19 protein-coding genes are annotated in these 16432 nt (G+C 68.6%); 9 read left to right on the forward strand and 10 right to left on the reverse strand.

What is annotated here, in order from left to right:
- Positions 1-31 precede the first annotated feature (31 nt).
- On the forward strand, positions 32-511 hold the full coding sequence (locus tag AVE30378_RS18980) for a multidrug/biocide efflux PACE transporter (RefSeq protein WP_129242409.1): 480 nt from the start codon (positions 32-34) through the stop codon (positions 509-511).
- Between the two features lie 25 nt (positions 512-536).
- Here AVE30378_RS18980 and AVE30378_RS18985 read toward each other — a convergent pair whose 3' ends face one another.
- Together AVE30378_RS18985 and AVE30378_RS18990 are read right to left on the reverse strand one after the other, a co-directional pair.
- Positions 537-1424 carry an alpha/beta hydrolase gene (locus AVE30378_RS18985; protein ID WP_129242410.1) on the reverse strand — a complete coding sequence of 296 codons (888 nt, stop codon included), beginning with the start codon at positions 1422-1424 and terminating at the stop codon, positions 537-539.
- A 38-nt stretch (positions 1425-1462) separates the two neighbouring features.
- The gene (locus AVE30378_RS18990; protein ID WP_129242411.1) at positions 1463-2350 is read right to left on the reverse strand and encodes a LysR family transcriptional regulator; all 888 of its coding nucleotides are present in this window, start codon (positions 2348-2350) and stop codon (positions 1463-1465) included.
- Positions 2351-2446: 96 nt separating this feature from the next.
- Between AVE30378_RS18990 and AVE30378_RS18995 the strand changes: the two genes are divergently transcribed.
- Positions 2447-2851 carry a CidA/LrgA family protein gene (locus AVE30378_RS18995; protein WP_129242412.1) on the forward strand — a complete coding sequence of 135 codons (405 nt, stop codon included), beginning with the start codon at positions 2447-2449 and terminating at the stop codon, positions 2849-2851.
- Positions 2841-3533, forward strand: coding sequence for an LrgB family protein (locus AVE30378_RS19000; RefSeq protein WP_129242413.1), 693 nt, complete (start codon positions 2841-2843; stop codon positions 3531-3533). Before AVE30378_RS18995 ends, AVE30378_RS19000 begins: the two co-directional genes overlap by 11 nt.
- Positions 3534-3541: 8 nt before the next feature.
- Here the strand turns inward: AVE30378_RS19000 and AVE30378_RS19005 are convergent, their stop codons facing one another.
- Both AVE30378_RS19005 and AVE30378_RS19010 read right to left on the reverse strand, forming a co-directional pair.
- Positions 3542-4186 carry a LysE family translocator gene (locus AVE30378_RS19005; RefSeq protein WP_129242414.1) on the reverse strand — a complete coding sequence of 215 codons (645 nt, stop codon included), beginning with the start codon at positions 4184-4186 and terminating at the stop codon, positions 3542-3544.
- Positions 4183-5103: a DMT family transporter gene (locus AVE30378_RS19010; protein ID WP_129242415.1), complete on the reverse strand. Its 921-nt coding sequence runs from the start codon at positions 5101-5103 to the stop codon at positions 4183-4185. Before AVE30378_RS19010 ends, AVE30378_RS19005 begins: the two co-directional genes overlap by 4 nt.
- A 112-nt stretch (positions 5104-5215) precedes the next feature.
- On the opposite strand from AVE30378_RS19010, the gene AVE30378_RS19015 reads away from it, so the two are divergent.
- From AVE30378_RS19015 to fusA, 4 genes are all read left to right on the forward strand, one after another.
- The gene (locus AVE30378_RS19015) at positions 5216-6676 is read left to right on the forward strand and encodes an aminotransferase-like domain-containing protein (protein ID WP_165360239.1); all 1461 of its coding nucleotides are present in this window, start codon (positions 5216-5218) and stop codon (positions 6674-6676) included.
- Positions 6677-6715: 39 nt separating this feature from the next.
- On the forward strand, positions 6716-7060 hold the full coding sequence (locus AVE30378_RS19020) for a protein tyrosine phosphatase family protein (RefSeq protein ID WP_129242416.1): 345 nt from the start codon (positions 6716-6718) through the stop codon (positions 7058-7060).
- Between the two features lie 98 nt (positions 7061-7158).
- Complete coding sequence (locus tag AVE30378_RS19025; protein WP_062681247.1) at positions 7159-7623, forward strand: universal stress protein; 465 nt, start codon at positions 7159-7161, stop codon at positions 7621-7623.
- A gap of 356 nt (positions 7624-7979) precedes the next feature.
- Entirely contained in the window at positions 7980-10091 is a 2112-nt protein-coding gene (fusA, locus tag AVE30378_RS19030) for an elongation factor G (RefSeq protein WP_129242417.1), read from the forward strand.
- A 7-nt stretch (positions 10092-10098) separates the two neighbouring features.
- Here fusA and AVE30378_RS19035 read toward each other — a convergent pair whose 3' ends face one another.
- Positions 10099-11055 carry a DMT family transporter gene (locus AVE30378_RS19035; RefSeq protein ID WP_244235098.1) on the reverse strand — a complete coding sequence of 319 codons (957 nt, stop codon included), beginning with the start codon at positions 11053-11055 and terminating at the stop codon, positions 10099-10101.
- Positions 11056-11299: 244 nt separating this feature from the next.
- Between AVE30378_RS19035 and AVE30378_RS19040 the strand changes: the two genes are divergently transcribed.
- Complete coding sequence (locus AVE30378_RS19040) at positions 11300-11770, forward strand: Lrp/AsnC family transcriptional regulator (protein WP_129242418.1); 471 nt, start codon at positions 11300-11302, stop codon at positions 11768-11770.
- 19 nt (positions 11771-11789) lie between these two features.
- Here AVE30378_RS19040 and AVE30378_RS19045 read toward each other — a convergent pair whose 3' ends face one another.
- On the reverse strand, positions 11790-12599 hold the full coding sequence (locus AVE30378_RS19045; RefSeq protein ID WP_129242419.1) for an alpha/beta fold hydrolase: 810 nt from the start codon (positions 12597-12599) through the stop codon (positions 11790-11792).
- 138 nt (positions 12600-12737) lie between these two features.
- Between AVE30378_RS19045 and AVE30378_RS19050 the strand changes: the two genes are divergently transcribed.
- The gene (locus AVE30378_RS19050) at positions 12738-13235 is read left to right on the forward strand and encodes a YbaK/EbsC family protein (RefSeq protein ID WP_129242420.1); all 498 of its coding nucleotides are present in this window, start codon (positions 12738-12740) and stop codon (positions 13233-13235) included.
- Positions 13236-13274: 39 nt separating this feature from the next.
- On the opposite strand, the gene AVE30378_RS19055 is transcribed toward AVE30378_RS19050, so the two are convergent.
- The 4 genes from AVE30378_RS19055 to pal form a co-directional block, all read right to left on the reverse strand.
- Positions 13275-14087, reverse strand: coding sequence for an ABC transporter ATP-binding protein (locus tag AVE30378_RS19055; protein ID WP_165360240.1), 813 nt, complete (start codon positions 14085-14087; stop codon positions 13275-13277).
- Positions 14084-15127, reverse strand: coding sequence for a FecCD family ABC transporter permease (locus tag AVE30378_RS19060; protein ID WP_129242421.1), 1044 nt, complete (start codon positions 15125-15127; stop codon positions 14084-14086). Before AVE30378_RS19060 ends, AVE30378_RS19055 begins: the two co-directional genes overlap by 4 nt.
- A complete protein-coding gene (ybgF, locus tag AVE30378_RS19065) occupies positions 15127-15816 on the reverse strand; it encodes a tol-pal system protein YbgF (protein ID WP_129242422.1) in 690 nt (229 codons plus the stop codon). Before ybgF ends, AVE30378_RS19060 begins: the two co-directional genes overlap by 1 nt.
- Positions 15817-15901: 85 nt before the next feature.
- Complete coding sequence (gene pal, locus AVE30378_RS19070) at positions 15902-16402, reverse strand: peptidoglycan-associated lipoprotein Pal (RefSeq protein WP_062681256.1); 501 nt, start codon at positions 16400-16402, stop codon at positions 15902-15904.
- Between the last annotated feature and the right edge of the window lie 30 nt (positions 16403-16432).

Raw genomic sequence — 16432 nt, forward strand, 5'->3', positions numbered from 1 at the left:
CCATTACGTAGCAACCGGCCTCGGGTGGGTCATGACGCAAGCCAAGAAAACCCTCAAAGAACGTTTCTTCCACGCCTTTCTGTTCGAAATCCTCGCCATCGGCCTGTGCGCGCCCGCGGCCGCCTGGGCCATGGGCAAGTCCCTGTTCGAGATGGGCGTGCTGACCGCGGTGATCGCCTGGATCGCGCTGGTCTGGAACATGCTCTACAACGCCGGCTTCGACCGCATCGAAAACCGCTTCGGCTGGACCCGCAACTTGCGCGTGCGCGTCGTGCACGCGTTCGGCTTCGAATTGGGGCTGATCCTGATCGTGATCCCGCTGGCGGCCTGGTGGCTCAGCATCAGCCTGTGGCAGGCGTTCGTGCTGGATATCGCGCTGGTGCTGTTCTACCTGCCCTACGCGTTTCTCTACAACCTGGCCTATGACCGTTCGCGTCCGCGGGTCATGAAGTGGCTGGGCCGCGGCGGGCAGCCCGTGCCGGCGGCCGCCGGCCAGACGCCCTGCGGGTAAATCCCCGCGCGGCGCAATGCGGGGTTCAGCCCGCTTTGCGCCGGTAGGCGCGGCTGGCGTCCCGCATGAAGGTCTTCACGGCGGTTTCATACTGTTCGCCGCTGCGGAAGGCGCCCGAATGCGAGGCGCCTTCGATCTTGACCAGGCGCTTCAGGTCCGGAGAAACACTGCGCGCGGCGGCGAAGAGTTCGTCGCTCATCGTATGCGGCACCACGCGGTCCGCGGTGCCGTGCATGAACAGCATGGGCGTGTGCATGCGGGCCAGCTTGTCCACGGAATCGAACGGCTGCGTGACCAGCAGGCTCGCGCCCGGCACCTTGCCCCAGCGCAGCGTGGCCAGCATCGCGCCGATACTGGTGAAGCTCGACTCCACGATCAGGCCGGCGAAGTCCGGCTGTTCCGGGCGCGCGGCCAGGTCGATCGCAATCGCGCCGCCCAGGCTATGCCCATAGACGAAGCGGCGCGCAGGATCGGGCTGGAGCCGGGCCAGCTCCTTCAGCCCGGCCATGGCGTCTTCCTGGGCGCTTTTTTCGGACGGCAGGCGCGAGGTGGAGGCGCCGAAGCCGCGGTAGTCGATGGCCAGCACCGAATAGCCCATGCGCGCCCAGCCCTCTATCCGGAAGGCGCTGCCGTTCAGGTTCCAGCGCGCGCCGTGCAGGTACAGCACGGTGGGGGCGTTTGCCTGCGGGCTCTGCCAGTACCAGGCGCGCACCTGGTCTCCGTCGGGCAGCGCCAGGTCGTACACCCGGGTGCCGGCGGCGGGCTCGCGCCACCAGGTCTGGGGTTCGGCCTGGGGAGAAAAAATGGTCTGGCGCTGCCAGGAGTCCAACTGGGTGCAGCCCACCACCCCGGCTCCGGCGAGCAGGGCGGCGGCGAACAACCGGCGGAAAGGGGGGCGGGACAGTACGGGCATGGATGATGAGACCCGGGCGGGGCGGCGGGGTTCCGGCATCAGCATACTTCGGGATGGACCTCCCGGGTCAAGGCCAGCCAGGCCTGCGCGGCATGCGACAGGTAGCCGCCGCCCCGCCACACCAGCACCATTTCCCAGTCCGTGCCCGCGTCGCGCAGGGGCACGCGGGACACGCCGGCGTGCAGTTCCTCGCGGGCCTTCAGCCGAGGCAGGAAGGCCACGCCCAGTCCGGCGGCCACCAGCGCCACGATGAAATCGATCTGGCCGCTGCGCGCGGCGATGGCCGGCGCGAAGCCGGCCCGCTGGCAGGCGTCGTGAAGGATGCGGTTCAGGGCGAAGCCCGTCTCGAACAGAATGAAGGGCGACTCCCGCAGTTCGCGCAGGCTTACCGATTCGGCGCGCGCCTTGGGATGGTCGGCGGGCATCAGCGCCACCAGCGGTTCGCGGGCCACGGGCTGCCATTCGAAATGGTCGGGCACGGGCCTGAGCGAGGCCGCCAGTTCGATTTCGCCGGCCATCACCATTTCTTCCAGGCGCCGGCTGCCATGTTCCACCAGGCTGATCTCCACCTGCGGGTAGCGGCTGCGGAAGCGCGCGAACATCGGCGCGAACAGCGTGCTGCTGCCCAGCGGCGGCAAGCCCAGCCGCAGGACGCCGCGCTTGAGCCCTTTCAATTCGTCCAGTTCGGCGTACAGGTCGTCGCGCTGGGCCAGCATGGCCACCGCGCGCCGGTAGACGATTTCGCCGGCCGCGGTCAGCCGAAGGGGCTGGGCGTGGCGGTCCAGCAACGGCATGCCCAGTTCGTCTTCCAGTTGGCGCACGGCCTTGCTTACGGTGGGCTGGGTCGCGAAGACGGCCTTGGCCGCCTGCGAAAAGCCGCCCTGGCGGACCACCTCTACCAGGGCGCGCAGGGGGCGCAGTTCCATGGTTATGCCTGATTGGAATAAAGTGAATTCAATGAATTCATTTTATCTATGGCAAGCGCGGGCGTAAAACAGAAGCTTGCCGCTGGAAGTTCTCCGATGTCCTTGCCCCGTTACTCCATTCTTTTGCGCAGCGCGCTGCGCCGCAGCCGCGTGCTGCAAATCTGCCTCATCGTCCTGTTTTCCTGGCTGGGGCAGGCCGTCGCCCAGTTCCTGGGGCTGCCCGTTCCGGGCGGCGTCATCGGCATGGCAATCGTGCTGGCCCTGCTGGCGACGCGCCGCCTGCGGGTGCGCAACGTGCATCGCGGCGCCAGTTGGCTGCTGGGGGAGATGCTGCTGTTCTTCGTTCCCGCCGTCATGTCGCTGCTGGACCACCGCGAGTTCCTGGGGCTGCTGGGGCTGAAGCTGCTGGCGGTCATCCTGCTGGGCACCGCGCTGGTCATGGCCGGCACCGCGTTGACCATCGATCTCTGCTACCGCTGGATGAACCGCCATGCCGCCTGATTTCAATCTGCTGTTCTGGCCGGCGGCGACCGTGCTCGCCTATGCCTGCGCCCGGCTGTTCTACCGCCGCCATGCCTATTGGTGCACGTCGACGCTGGTGGTGGCGCCGGCGCTGCTGCTGGGGCTGGCGATCGCGCTGCATGCCGGCTACCGGGACTACATGGCGGGATCGCACTGGCTGATGGCGATGCTGGGGCCGGTCATCGTGGCCTTCGCGCTGCCGCTCTACGAGCAGCGGGCGCTGATCCGCCGCTACTGGCCGGTGCTGGCGGCGGGCGTCGCCGTGGGCAGCCTCATCGCGGGCGCCAGCGCCTGGCTGCTGGGCAGCCTGCTGGACCTGCCGGCCGATCTCAGGCTGAGCCTGCTGCCGCGCTCCGTGGCCACGCCCTTCGCCGTGGCGGTGTCGTCGCATGTGGGCGGCGTGCCCGACCTGACCGCGGTTTTCGTGATCGTGACGGGCGTGTTCGGCGCGGCCATCGGCCAGTTCATGCGCCGCTGGCTGCCGCTGCGCTCGGCCCTGGCGCGTGGCGCGCTGTTCGGCATGGGCGCGCACGGCGCGGGCACGGCGAAGGCCCGCGAACTGGCGGCCGACGAGGGCGCGGTCGCGGGCCTGGTGATGGTGATGGCGGGCCTGTTCAATGTGCTGGTCACGCCGGCCGTGGTCGTGGCCCTGCGAGCCTGAACGCGGAGTCAGTGCACCAGTTCGAGCGCCACCGGATACAGCGACGCCACCAGCAGCAGCGCCATGCCCACGTTGAAGGTCCGGATGGCCCAGGGCCTGTGGAGCACGCGGCGCAGCGCCGTGCCGAAGGTCACCCAGATGCCGATGCTGGGCAGGTTGACGATGCCGCAGACCACGGTGGCGATGACGAGATTGGCGAAGAAGCCGTTTTGCGGGGTGTAGGCCGCGACCACGCCGACGGCCATCACCCATGCCTTGGGGTTGACCCACTGGAAGGCCGCGGCCTGCAGGAAGGTGAACGGTTTGCCGCGCGCCTCGCCGTCTTCCATACTGCCCGAGTTGGCGATCTTCCACGCCAGGTACAGCAGGTAGGCGGCGCCGGCGTACTTCAGCACGGTGTACAACTGCGGCACCTGCTGGAACACCGAACCCAGGCCGATGCCCACCAGGAAAATCATCAGCGTGAAGCCCAGGTTCACGCCCAGCAGGTGCGGCACGCTGCGGCGGAAACCGAAGTTCAGGCCCGAGGATGCCAGCATCACGTTGTTCGGGCCGGGCGTGATCGAACTGACCAGCGCGAACATCGCCAGCGGGCCCAGCAACGACAGCGACATCAGGGGCACGTCGGCCCAGTTGGCGGGAAGCAGATTCATTTCTTGGTCCTGACGATGGCACGGCGTCCGCCGGCGATCACGACGATCACGGCGGCGGCGAAGAAGAAGGTCGCCGTTTCCACGGATTCGCCGAACAGCATCGCCGCCGCCACGACCGTGAGGAAGGGCTGGAGCAATTGCACTTGCCCGACCCGGGCGATCCCGCCCACGGCCAGGCCGCGGTACCAGGCGAAGAACCCCAGGAACATCGAGCCGAAGGCCAGGTAGGCGCAGGCGAGGACGACCGGCGCGCCGGGCCAGTTGGCCTGCGCCGCCATCCAGCCCACCGGGGCCGCCACGACCGGGGCGCTGATCGCCAGCGCCCAGCATATTGTGCGCGCGCCGCCCAGCGTGCGCGAGGCCCGCGCGCCCTCGGCATAGCCCATGCCGCCCAGCACTACCGCCACCAGCAGCCAGAGGTCGCCCAGGGCCAGCGTGCCGTGGCCCTGGCGCAGGGCGTAGGCCGTGACCAGCGCGGCGCCCACCAGGGCCCAGCCCCAGAACGCGGGCGACGGGCGTTCGCCGCTGCGCAGGGCGGCGAACGCCGCGGTCGACAGCGGCAGCAGCCCGTTGAACACCGCGCCGTGCGACGAGGGCACGGTCTGCATGGCGAAGGAAGAAGCCAGCGGCCAGCCCACGACGATGCCCACGGCCGCCAGGATCACCCCGGGCCACTCCTGGCGGTTCGGCCGGCGGGCGCGGGTCAGCCACAACAGGGCGACGGCCGGCACCGCGGCCACGAGCGCCCGGCCCAGGCCCACCAGCAGCGGCTCCAGTTCGGCGACCGCCAGCCGGGTCATGGGCAGCGTCAGGGAAAAGACCAGCACGCCCAGGAATCCGTAGGCATAGCCTTCCCATACGGAACCGGATGAGCCGGTCGCGGCCTGGGAAGAGGGATAGAAAGCGGGACGGGTCATGACAGCCACCAGTTGCGGGTTTTCGTTATTGCTGCCACTCTACGCATAGTCATCGGTACAGTACCGGTACACTTTGGCATGTCACTTTAATCACTGGCCTGGTGAAATTCCCATGACAGTTGCTTCCGCTACGCCGTCCTCCCTGCCCTGGCAGCCCGTGCGCCAGGCCGATGCCACCCTGGTGGCCCAACTGGCCGAAGGCCTGGCCCGCCGCATCGACGAACAGGGCTTGCGCCCCGGCACCCGGCTGCCGTCCATCCGCAAAATGGCCGAACAGTCCGGCGTCAGCCGCTTTACCGTGGTGGAAGCCTACGACCGCCTGGTGGCCCGGGGCCTGGTGCAGTCGCGCCGGGGCGCGGGGTTTTTCGTGCGGGCGCGCAGCGGCCCGCTGGCGGCGGTGGCCGCGGCAGCGCCCGCCACCCTGGCGCCGCCCGCCCGGATCGACGTCGCCTGGCTGCTGCGCAGCATGTTCCGCGAAACCAGCGCGCTCGGCATGCCGGGTGGCGCGGGGCTGCTGCCCCCGGACTGGCTGGACCCGGAAATGGTGGCCGGGGCCGTGCGGGCGGTGGGGCGTTCGGTGCGCGGGCATCTGGTCAGCTACGGCCATCCCCAGGGCTTCGCGCCGCTGCGCCAGCAGATCGCGGCTTCACTGCAGAACGACGGGGTGCCGGCGCACCCGGAACTGAATCTGCTCACGACCAACGGCGTCACGCACGGCCTGGACCTGATCGCGCGGCATCTGGTCAAGCCGGGCGACACTGTACTGGTCGAGGACCCGGCCTGGTTCGTCATCTTCGGCCGCCTGGCCGCCTTCGGCGCGCGCCTGATCGGCGTCCCGCGCGGCCCCGACGGCCCGGACACCGCGCTGCTGGAGCAACTGGCCGCCCAGCACAAGCCCAAACTCTTCATCGTCAACAGCGCCGTGCACAACCCCACCGGCCATACGCTGTCGGCCGGCGCGGCCTACGACATCCTGCGGATCGCGGAACGCCACGATTTCATGGTCGTCGAGGACGACACCTACGGCGAACTGCATCCGGGCGGCGCCATGAAGCTGGCTGTGCTGGACCGCCTGAACCGCGTGATCCTGGTGGGCGGGTATTCCAAGATGCTGGCGGCCAGCCTGCGCGTGGGCTACCTGGCCGCCAATCCGGACGTCCTGCAGAAACTGGCCGACCTGAAAATGCTGGCCGGCCTGACCTCGCCCGAGCTGGGTGAACGGGTGGTGCACCGCGTGCTGATGGAAGGGCAGTACCGGCGGCACATCGAGCGTGTGCGCGCGCGGGTGGACGAGGCCCGCCAGCGCTGCCTGAAAGGGCTGCTCAAGCTGGGGCTGACGGTGCACCATGAGCCGCACGCGGGGATGTTCGTGTGGGCGGATTGCGGCCGCGATACGGAAGTGCTGGCGCGCGCGGCGGCCGACCGCGGCATGCTGCTGGCGCCGGGCACGCTGTTCTCGCCGTCGCAGGCGCCGTCGACCATGCTGCGCTTCTCGGTCACCATCGCGGACCATCGGGGCATCTGGGCCGATCTCGAAAAAATCTTCGCGCAAACCGGGCCCGGCAATCAATAATAATAGGCAGCACTCTCTGAAGCCATTGAAGGAACCGTCATGTCCGCACCCATCAAGCCCCTGACCCAGAATTTCGCCGTGGCCCCGCAGCTCGGCCCCGACGATATGGCAGATGTCGCCGCCGCAGGCTACAAGAGCGTCATCATCAACCGTCCCGATTTCGAGGGCGGCCCGGACCAGCCCACCGCCGCGGACGTGTCCCAGGCCGCGCAGGCGGCCGGCCTGCAGGTCGAATACCAGCCCGTCGTGGGCAGCGCCATGACCGCCGCCGACGTGCAGCGCTTCGCCGAACTGCTGCGCACCCTGCCGGGTCCCGTGCTGGCCTACTGCCGCACCGGCACCCGCTGCACCAATCTGTTCGCCGCCAGCCAGCAACTGGGCTGAACGGGCGGTTGACGCGCGTCAAGGATGCCGGGTTCAATTGATGTGAACCTGGCGCGTTTCCGGTAGCATGGAGACTCCTCTCAAACAGGAGCAGGCAGATGTTCAAGAAGATCCTGATTCCCACCGACGGTTCGCCGCTCTCGGCGCAAGCCGCCAATGCGGGTATTTGCTTTGCGCGTTCCGTGGGGGCTGAAATTGTCGCCCTCTACGTGACGCAGCCCTTCGCCGCCACCATCGGCTTCGACGGCATGGCCGCGGCCTATGCCATCACCGACGAAGACTACGAAAAGGCCTCGGCCGAACAGGCCGACAAGTACCTCAAGCAGATCACCGACCGCGCCGACACCGCCGGCGTGAAGTCCGAGGCGCGCGCCGTGTCCAATTTCAACGTCGCCGACGGCATCGTGCAAGCCGCCGCCGACGCCGGCTGCGACCTGATCTTCATCGGCAGCCACGGCCGCAGCGGCCTGTCGCGCCTGCTGCTGGGCAGCGTCACCGCCAAGGTCCTGTCGCTGGCCAGCACCGCCGTGCTGGTGTATCGCGTCAAGGAAGAAAAGAAGTAGCCGCCCGGCTCGGCCCGAGCCGGGCTGCGGCATCCCCTGGCCCCTTCCATGCGAAGGGGCTTTTTGCTTGGGTGCCCGCCGCCGCCACCAAGTGTCTGACACCCGTGGCCAAGTGTCTGACACCCGTACGGGACGACGGTACGAATTGAAGCAACGTCCCCCGGGTGTCTGACACCCTCCGCCCACGCCCCCCCCCACCAGCCCTTTGTATCTTCGTCCGCGGCGCGTAATATTTACGCATCAGCGCGGGCGCGATTTCGCCACCCCCAAGCACTCTACGCGGCATGGCGCCCGCCGCGGCAACGCCCGGTCGGGCTTGCCGTCTTCGCCTGGCGGCTCACTCCAAGGAAGAGGCCATGACTCGCAAGACGCGTATCGAGCTATACCGCAATATCGGCATCAGCGCCCATATCGACGCGGGCAAAACGACGACCACCGAGCGCATCCTCTTCTACACCGGCATCACCCACAAGATCGGCGAAGTGCATGACGGCGCGGCGGTGATGGACTGGATGGAGCAGGAGCAGGAGCGCGGCATCACGATCACGTCGGCCGCCACTACCGCCTTCTGGAAGGGCATGGCCGGCAACTATCCCGAGCACCGCATCAACATCATCGACACGCCCGGCCACGTGGACTTCACCATCGAAGTCGAGCGCTCCATGCGCGTGCTCGACGGCGCGGTCATGGTCTACGACGCCGTGGGCGGCGTGCAGCCCCAGTCCGAGACCGTCTGGCGGCAGGCCAACAAGTACAAGGTGCCGCGCCTGGCCTTCGTCAACAAGATGGACCGGGTCGGCGCCGACTTCCTGCGCGTGCAGCGCCAGATCGCCGAGCGCCTCAAAGGCGACGCCGTTCCCATCCAGTTGCCGGTGGGCGCCGAAGACCATTTCGAAGGCGTGATCGACCTGGTCAAAATGAAGGCCATCATCTGGGACGACGCCAGCCAGGGCGTGCGCTTCGAATACCGCGACATCCCGGCCGCGATGCAGGCGCAGGCGCAGGAATGGCACGACAAGATGGTCGAGAAGGCCGCCGAAGCCAACGAGACGCTGCTTGAAAAATACCTGTCGGGCGAACCGCTGACCGAAGCGGAGATCAAGCAGGGCCTGCGCATCCGTACCGTCGCCAACGAGATCGTGCCCATGCTGTGCGGCAGCGCCTTCAAGAACAAAGGCGTGCAGGCCATGCTGGACGCCGTCCTCGACTACATGCCGTCTCCCGTCGACGTGCCGGCCATCAAGGGCCACGACGAGCGCGACCGCGAGATCGAACGCCATCCCGCCGACAACGAGCCGTTCTCGGCGCTGGCCTTCAAGATCATGACGGATCCGTTCGTCGGCCAACTGGTGTTTTTCCGCGTCTATTCGGGCGTGGTGAAATCGGGCGACTCCATTTTCAACCCCGTCAAGGAAAAGAAGGAACGGCTGGGCCGCATCCTGCAGATGCACGCCAACGAGCGGCGCGAGATCACCGAGGTCTATGCGGGCGACATCGCGGCGGCGGTCGGCATCAAGGACGTCACCACCGGCGACACGCTGACGGATCCGGCGCACGTCATCATCCTCGAGCGCATGGTCTTCCCGGAACCGGTGATTTCGCAGGCCGTGGAGCCCAAGACCAAGGCCGACCAGGAAAAGATGGGCATCGCGCTGGGCCGCCTGGCGCAGGAAGACCCGTCCTTCCGCGTGCGCACCGACGAGGAATCGGGGCAGACCATCATCTCGGGCATGGGGGAACTGCACCTCGAAATCCTGGTCGACCGCATGAAGCGCGAGTTCGGCGTCGAGGCCACGGTGGGCAAGCCGCAGGTGGCCTACCGGGAAACCATCCGCAAGACCTGCAACGAGGTCGAGGGCAAGTTCGTCAAGCAGTCCGGCGGCCGCGGCCAGTACGGCCACGTGGTGCTGAAACTGGAGCCCCAGGAACCGGGCAAGGGCTACGAGTTCGTCGACGCCATCAAGGGCGGCGTGGTGCCGCGCGAGTTCATTCCGGCCGTGGACAAGGGCGTGCGCGAATCGCTGAACGCCGGCGTGCTGGCCGGCTATCCCGTGGTGGACGTGAAAGTGACGCTGTTCTTCGGGTCCTACCACGACGTCGACTCGAACGAGAACGCGTTCAAGATGGCGGCCTCGATGGCGTTCAAGGAAGGCATGCGCCGGGCCGACCCGGTGCTGCTGGAGCCCATGATGCAGGTCGAGGTGGAAACGCCCGAGGATTTCACCGGCAACGTCATGGGCGATCTGTCCTCCCGCCGCGGCATGGTCCAGGGCATGGAAGACATCGCCGGGGGCGGCGGCAAGCTCGTGCGGGCCGAGGTGCCGCTGGCCGAGATGTTCGGCTATTCGACCTCGCTGCGTTCGCTGACGCAGGGGCGCGCGACCTACACCATGGAGTTCAAGCACTACGCCGAGGCGCCGCGCCAGGTGGCGCAGGAAGTGATGGCGGCCCACGGCGCGGGCCGCTGAACGCCTCTCAGGCGGGGGCGGCCGCCGGGCCGCCCGCCGCGCGCATGCGCGCCGAGGCCAGCTTCACGCCCAGGAGGATCATCGCGAAGCCGTAGGCATGGAACAGTTGCGGGGCTTCGCCCAGCAGCGGCCAGGCCAGCAGCGCCGCGTAGACCGGCACCAGGAACATCGACAGGCCCGCCGTGGCGGGGCCGGCCAGGCCGATCAGCCGGCCGTAGACGTAGTACGCGCCCAGGCTGGGCACCACGGCCAGGAACAGCAGCACCGCGGCCAGGCGGGGATCGGTCCACGGCGGCATGGCGCCGGCCGCGGCCTCGATGGCGGCGAAGGGCGCCAGCGCGAGCACCCCGCCCAGCATCATCGTCGCCAGCCGGGCGCTGTCCGGCACCGCGGGCAGGCTCAGGCGCTTCTGCAACACCGTGTAGAACGCCCAGCCGGTGGCGGCCAGCAGCACCCACAGGTCGCCCTGGCCGAAGTCCAGGCGGGCGAGCGCGCGCGCATCGCCGCGCGACAGCACCGCCAGCACGCCGCACAGGGCCAGCGCCAGGCCCGCGCCGCGCAGGGCCGACAAGGGCTTGCGCCAGATCGCGGCCTCCAGCAAGGCCACCAGGATGGGGCTGCACGAAAAAATCAGCGCGATGTTCGTGGCGCTGGTGGTCTGGGCGCCGATGTACTGCGGCGCCACCGCCACGCCCATGCCCAGCACCGCCAGCGGCAGGAGCGCGGGCAGGCTGCGCCGCAGCACCCCGCGGTGCGCGCGCAGGGCGGGCGCCGCCAGCGGCAGCAGGATCAGCAGGGCGATCAGCCAGCGGCCGAAGGCGAGGAAGACGGGGGGAAGGCTGGCGTCGTGGGCCCAGCGGGCCGCGACCATATTGGAGGCGAATAGCGCCGGCGCGGTGAATAGCATGGCGGTGCCGGACAGGCCCAGGCCGGATCTTGCGGGTGCTGCTGCTGCGAAGGACATGGTTTCCGGCCGCGCGGATCGGCGCGCGGCATGATGCGTTGGAACTACCGGCGCCCGCGCCGGGTTGTGCCGCAGCGCCGATGCCGAAATCCGACGGCCGGGATAGGCGGCCGTCTTGCAGGAAAGTCTACGTGCAGGCGTGGAAAATAGGATTCCTGATTCACGCCGGATTTCGGGATATTGGAAAATATCTATCCGGTAAAATCCAATTTTCAAGAGATATTCTCTTCCGGCCCTGCCTTCCATGTCCGCCACGCCCAAAATCGACGAAACCGACCGCAAGATCCTGCGCGCGTTGCGCGCGGACGGGCGGCTCACCAATCTGAAGCTGGCCGAGCAGGTGGGGCTGTCGCCCACGCCCTGCTGGAACCGCGTCAAGGCGCTGGAGGAAGCCGGCGTGATCGAGGGGTACGCGGCCCTGTTGAATCAAAAGGCGCTGGGGTTGCCGGACACCGTCATGATCGAGGTGACGCTGGAACACCACGACGACGAGACGCTGGCGCGCTTCGGCGAAGAGATCACCCGCCTGCCGGAGGTGGTCGAGGCCTTTCTCGTCACGGGCGAATACGACTATCTGATCAAGGTGGCCGTGGCGGGCACCGAAGGCTATGAAGCCTTCCTGCGCAAGCGGCTGTACAAGCTGCGCGGCGTGCGCCACAGCCGTTCCACGTTCGTGCTGCGGCGCCTGAAGCACACGCCTTCGGTCGAGCCCTGACGGCGGGCTCGCGCGCGTCCTAGCTTCCGATGAATTCCGCGATGGCGCCGTTGAAGGCGCGCGGATTGCCCAGGTTCATGCCGTGCGACGATCCGGTGATCGTCACCCGGTGCGCCTGCGGCAGCCATTGCGACAGGGCGTCGAGCACGGCGGGGTAGGGCGCGGGGCTCAGCGCGCCGCCGATCAGCAAGGTGGGAAGCTTCAGGGACGCGATCTGCCGCGGGGTCAGCGCTTCGGGCGTTTCCACCGCCTGGCCGAACAGCGTGCCGACGTTGTCGCGCACCATTTCCTTGAACCAGGGCACCATGCGCTGCCAGGTGTCGGGGCCGGTCACGGTATCGACGAACAGCGCCAGGCCCGCTTCGGTTTCGCCTTGGCGGATGAGTTCCAGCGCCCGTTGGCGAAAGCCGCCGCGCAGGTCGTCCTTGCCGGGCAGCGGCAGGCCGGGGTCGGCCAGCGTCAGGCTGCGCAACGCGTCGGGCTGCTGCAGCGCCGCTTCCAGCGCGACGCGGCCGCCGCGCGAGTGGCCCACCAGGTGGGCCGGGCCGCCGGCCACCGTATCGATGAATTCCAGCACGTCGCTGGCGTGTTGCTCGACCGAAAAGCCGTCGCCCGCGCCGTCCCAGGTCTCGGGCCAATAGCGGCGCAGGCACACCGCCAGCACGCGAAACGACCGGCCCAGCGGCGCCATCTGCGATTTCCAGTACCGGCAGTCGGACAGGGAGCCGTGCACCAGCACCAGCGGCGCGCCGCTGCCGTATTCGGTGTAGGACATGGCGTAGCCGCCGATCGGCGCGGTTTGCAGGGGCAGGACGGGTTCGGAACGCATGGGATTCGTATGGAAAAGCCAGGCCCGCATTCTAGCCCGGCCCTACCCGCGGCCGGCGCGGCCCGGCGCTGATACACTCGTTTTCCGACCAGCCGGCCGGCGGTTCGCGCCGGCCCTTCCAGAACGGAGCCTGTCCCGATGTCCCCCGAGTCCCTTGCCGCCTTGCCCGAATCCGCCCAACGCGTCGCCCGCCGGCTGCTGGAACTGGGGCACGACAAACCCGTCGTCGTCCTGCCGCAAACCGGCAAGACCTCGGCGGAGGCCGCGGCGGGGCTGGGCTGCGAAGTCGCGCAGATCGCCAAGTCCATCATCTTCCGGCGGGCGTCGGACGATGCCCCGGTGCTGGTCATCGCCAGCGGCGTCAACCGCGTGGACGAGGCCAAGGTGGCCTCGCAGGTGGGCGAACTGGCCAAGGCGGACGCCAGGTTCGTGCGCGACATGACCGGCTACGCGATCGGCGGGGTCTGCCCGATCGGCCACACGGTCAAGCCGGTGATGCTGCTGGACGCGGACCTGTTCAACTACGACAGCCTGTGGGCGGCCGCCGGGCATCCCCATGCGGTGTTCAACCTGACGCCGCGGCAACTGGCGGACATGACCGGCGCGCCGGTCGCGGACGTGGCGCAGCGCGCCTGAGCGCGGGCGCCCGCCTCATGCCTCATGGGCGGGCCGGCGTCAGCGCGGGTGCGCCTCCAGGCCGTCGATCAGCACCTGCCGCAATCCGCGCGAGCAGGTTTCCACGCGTCCCCGCACGCCGTAGACGGCCGCCAGCGAGGCGGGGGTGATCACCTCGGCGGGCGCGCCCGCCGCGTACAACCGTCCGTCATGGATCATGACCGCCCGGTCCGCGTGCTGCAGGGCCGCGTTCAGGTCGTGCAGCACGATGAGGCTGATGAGCCCATGCTCCCGTGTTTCCTGCTTCAGCAGGCGCATCACGTGGAACTGGTAATTCAGGTCCAGGGCCGACAGCGGTTCGTCCAGCAGCAGCACGCGCGGATGGCGGACCAGGGCCTGCGCCAGCCCCACCAGTTGCTTCTGTCCGCCTGACAGCGCGTCCAGGTAGTGCAGCGCCAGGTGGGCGATGCCCAGCCGCTCCAGCAGCCGCTCGATGGCCTGGGGGGCGGCGGACGCCGCCGCGTCGCCGCTGGCCCTGGCCGCCACCAGCACCGATTCGAACACCCGCAGGTGCACCGCGGCGGGCAGGCTCTGGGGCAGGTAGACCACGTGGCGGGCGCGCTCGCCGAAACTCTGGCGGATCAGGTCCTGCCCGCCCAGCGTGGCGCTGCCCGTCCGGGCGCGGACCAGGCCCGCCAGCGCCTTGAGCAGGGTGGATTTGCCGCTGCCGTTCGGGCCGAGCAGGGCGGTGACTTCGCCGGCGGCCAGCGCCGGGATGGTCAGCCCATGCAGCACGTCCCCGCGCCCATAGCCGGCGGCCAGCCCGTTCACGGCCAGCGCCATCGATGGCGCGGTATCGGCGGGCCGCGTCATGGCAGTTGCCGCCGCAGGACGACCGACACGAAGAACGGAATGCCGACCAGCGCGGTCACGATGCCCACGGGCACGACCACGCCGGGCACGAGGTTCTTGGACACGATCGACGCCAGCGACAGGATCACCGCGCCCACCAGCGCGCTGCCCGGCAGGTAATAGCGGTGGTCCTCGCCGAACAGCCGCCGCGCGATGTGGGGCGCCACCAGTCCGATAAAGCCGATCGTGCCGACGAAGGCCACGGCCAGCGACGACAGCAGGCTGACCCGCGCCAGCGCCGCGACGCGCACGCGGCGCACGTCCACGCCGAAGCTGGCCGCGCGGTCCTCGCCCAGCCGCAAGGCGGTCAGTTTCCAGGACTGGCGCATGGCCAGGGGCAGGGCCACCCCGAAAGCGGCCGCCAGCACGCCCACGGACGCCCAGCCGGAACGCGACAGGCTCCCCATGGTCCAGAACACCAGGTTCTGCAGGGCTTCGGCGCTGGCCATGAACTGCACCAGCGACACCAGCGCGTTGAAGGTGAACAGCATGGCGATGCCGAACAGCACCACGGCCGAGGTATTCATGCCGCCCCATCGGGTCACCGCGTCGAGCAGCAGCGCCGCCAGCATCGCGAACAGGAAGGCGTTGCCCGCGATCAGCCATCCGGCGGGGAGGCCCGGCACGCCCAGTTGCAGCACGATCGCCAGCGAGGCGCCGAAGGCGGCGGCGGAGGACACGCCCAGCGTGAACGGGCTGGCCAGCGGATTGTTCAGGATGGTCTGCATCTCGGCGCCCGCCAGCCCCAGCGCCATGCCCACCAGGGCGGCCATCAGGGCGGAGGGCAGGCGGATTTCCCACACGATGACCCGGTAGGTCGGGTCGGCGGAGGCGGGGGACTTCAGCGTCCGCCAAAGATCGTGCCACGGCAGGCCCGAGGGCCCCACGGTGAAGTCGATCAGCAGCGCCAGGAAAATCGCCGCCAGCAGCAGGGCGATCAGCCCTGCCCGGCGGCGCAGGATATGCCGGTAGGCGGCAACCGCGCTGGCGGTTGGCCGCATTACTGCAGCAACTGCAGCCGGCTCTTGGCCGTGCCGGCGGCCGGCGTGGTCGGGTAGTCGCGGACGATGCGCTGCAGCGTCGCCTTGGCGCCGGCGCGGTTGTTCAGTTCGATCTGGCTGCCGGCGATGACGAGCAGGGCGTCGGGCGCGCGGGCGTTGTCGGGCGACTTCTGGACCATGGCGTTCAACTGGTCGATGGCGCCCTTGAAGTCCTTCAGCGCATAGCGGCTGCTGCCCAGGTAGAACTGGGCGCTGGGGGCGAGCTGGCTGGCGGGGTACAGCGCGGTGAACGCGGCCAGCGATTCGGACGCGTCCTTGTACTGGCCCTTGCGGAACAGGTCGATCGCGCCGTCGTAGGCGGCTTGTTCCTGGGGATCGCCGGCGGAGGCGCCTGGCGGGTTGGCGCTGCCGGCGGCGCCGCCCGGCTTGGCGCTGGGCTGCTGGCGCGACACCAGTTCGAGCTGGTCGCGCAACTGGGCGACTTCCTGCTGCAGGGCCTGGATCTGGTCGGCCAATTGCAGCTTGGCGCGCTGGCTTTGCTCGTTCTGCTGCTGCACCTGCTGGCGCAGATCCAGGATGGCCCGGCGGGCCTCATCGTCGGAAAAAGCATGGGCCGGGGCCGTCAGGGCCGCAAGCACCAGGCCAGTGGCCACAAGCAGGGGACGCAGGGACAGAACGTTATCGCGCATGAAAATTCCCGGGTAAAAAAACAAACGTCGGGACGGCCGGCTGACCGCCCCGACGCGTGGTAGGGCTCTCGACTATACGGAGATTTTAGCGGCGATAGACAATATCGGCGCGACGGTTTTCCGCAAAGTCGGCTTCCGACGTACCGGTCGCCTTCGGCTTTTCTTTACCAAAGCTGATGGTTTCGATCTGGTTGTCGCTGACGCCCAGCAAGGTCATCATGCGGCGCACGGCGTCCGCGCGGCGCTGGCCCAGGGCCAGGTTGTATTCAGCGCCGCCGCGTTCGTCGGTGTTGCCTTCGATCTTGATGGTCTGCTGCTGGTGCGAGGCCAGGTACTTGGCATGGGTTTCGACCAGGCCGCGGTACTGATCCGACACCGTGTAGCTGTCGAAGTCAAAGTATACCGAGCGCTGTTGCGCCAGGATGCTTTGGGGGTTGAAGGGATCAAGGATCTGGCCGGAGGCCGAGGATCCTTGGCCAGCGCCTCCGCCCTGACCCGCTTTATCGTCGAGAGGGACGGAGCTGCAAGCTGCCAGGGTGGCAGCCAGAGCGGCGATGGTTAGGCTTTTGGCAATGCGCGACTTCATGATAGTTCCTTTGCAAAGAGAGTCACACGT

This window comes from Achromobacter veterisilvae (assembly GCF_900496975.1).
Taxonomy (GTDB): domain Bacteria; phylum Pseudomonadota; class Gammaproteobacteria; order Burkholderiales; family Burkholderiaceae_B; genus Achromobacter; species Achromobacter veterisilvae.

Bases quoted from the DNA above. Each gene is read 5' to 3' on its own strand.
- AVE30378_RS19005 (WP_129242414.1), bottom strand. From the start codon at position 4,186: ATGAATCTGCTTCCCGCCAACTGGGCCGACGTGCCCCTGATGTCGCTG.
- fusA (WP_129242417.1), top strand. From the start codon at position 7,980: ATGACTCGCAAGACGCGTATCGAGCTATACCGCAATATCGGCATCAGC.
- AVE30378_RS19040 (WP_129242418.1), top strand. From the start codon at position 11,300: ATGTCCGCCACGCCCAAAATCGACGAAACCGACCGCAAGATCCTGCGC.
- AVE30378_RS19020 (WP_129242416.1), top strand. From the start codon at position 6,716: ATGTCCGCACCCATCAAGCCCCTGACCCAGAATTTCGCCGTGGCCCCG.
- AVE30378_RS19060 (WP_129242421.1), bottom strand. From the start codon at position 15,127: ATGCGGCCAACCGCCAGCGCGGTTGCCGCCTACCGGCATATCCTGCGC.
- AVE30378_RS18985 (WP_129242410.1), bottom strand. From the start codon at position 1,424: ATGCCCGTACTGTCCCGCCCCCCTTTCCGCCGGTTGTTCGCCGCCGCC.
- AVE30378_RS19050 (WP_129242420.1), top strand. From the start codon at position 12,738: ATGTCCCCCGAGTCCCTTGCCGCCTTGCCCGAATCCGCCCAACGCGTC.
- AVE30378_RS18990 (WP_129242411.1), bottom strand. From the start codon at position 2,350: ATGGAACTGCGCCCCCTGCGCGCCCTGGTAGAGGTGGTCCGCCAGGGC.
- AVE30378_RS19025 (WP_062681247.1), top strand. From the start codon at position 7,159: ATGTTCAAGAAGATCCTGATTCCCACCGACGGTTCGCCGCTCTCGGCG.
- AVE30378_RS18995 (WP_129242412.1), top strand. From the start codon at position 2,447: ATGTCCTTGCCCCGTTACTCCATTCTTTTGCGCAGCGCGCTGCGCCGC.
- ybgF (WP_129242422.1), bottom strand. From the start codon at position 15,816: ATGCGCGATAACGTTCTGTCCCTGCGTCCCCTGCTTGTGGCCACTGGC.
- AVE30378_RS19015 (WP_165360239.1), top strand. From the start codon at position 5,216: ATGACAGTTGCTTCCGCTACGCCGTCCTCCCTGCCCTGGCAGCCCGTG.
- AVE30378_RS19055 (WP_165360240.1), bottom strand. From the start codon at position 14,087: ATGACGCGGCCCGCCGATACCGCGCCATCGATGGCGCTGGCCGTGAAC.
- AVE30378_RS19010 (WP_129242415.1), bottom strand. From the start codon at position 5,103: ATGACCCGTCCCGCTTTCTATCCCTCTTCCCAGGCCGCGACCGGCTCA.
- pal (WP_062681256.1), bottom strand. From the start codon at position 16,402: ATGAAGTCGCGCATTGCCAAAAGCCTAACCATCGCCGCTCTGGCTGCC.
- AVE30378_RS19000 (WP_129242413.1), top strand. From the start codon at position 2,841: ATGCCGCCTGATTTCAATCTGCTGTTCTGGCCGGCGGCGACCGTGCTC.
- AVE30378_RS18980 (WP_129242409.1), top strand. From the start codon at position 32: ATGACGCAAGCCAAGAAAACCCTCAAAGAACGTTTCTTCCACGCCTTT.
- AVE30378_RS19045 (WP_129242419.1), bottom strand. From the start codon at position 12,599: ATGCGTTCCGAACCCGTCCTGCCCCTGCAAACCGCGCCGATCGGCGGC.
- AVE30378_RS19035 (WP_244235098.1), bottom strand. From the start codon at position 11,055: ATGTCCTTCGCAGCAGCAGCACCCGCAAGATCCGGCCTGGGCCTGTCC.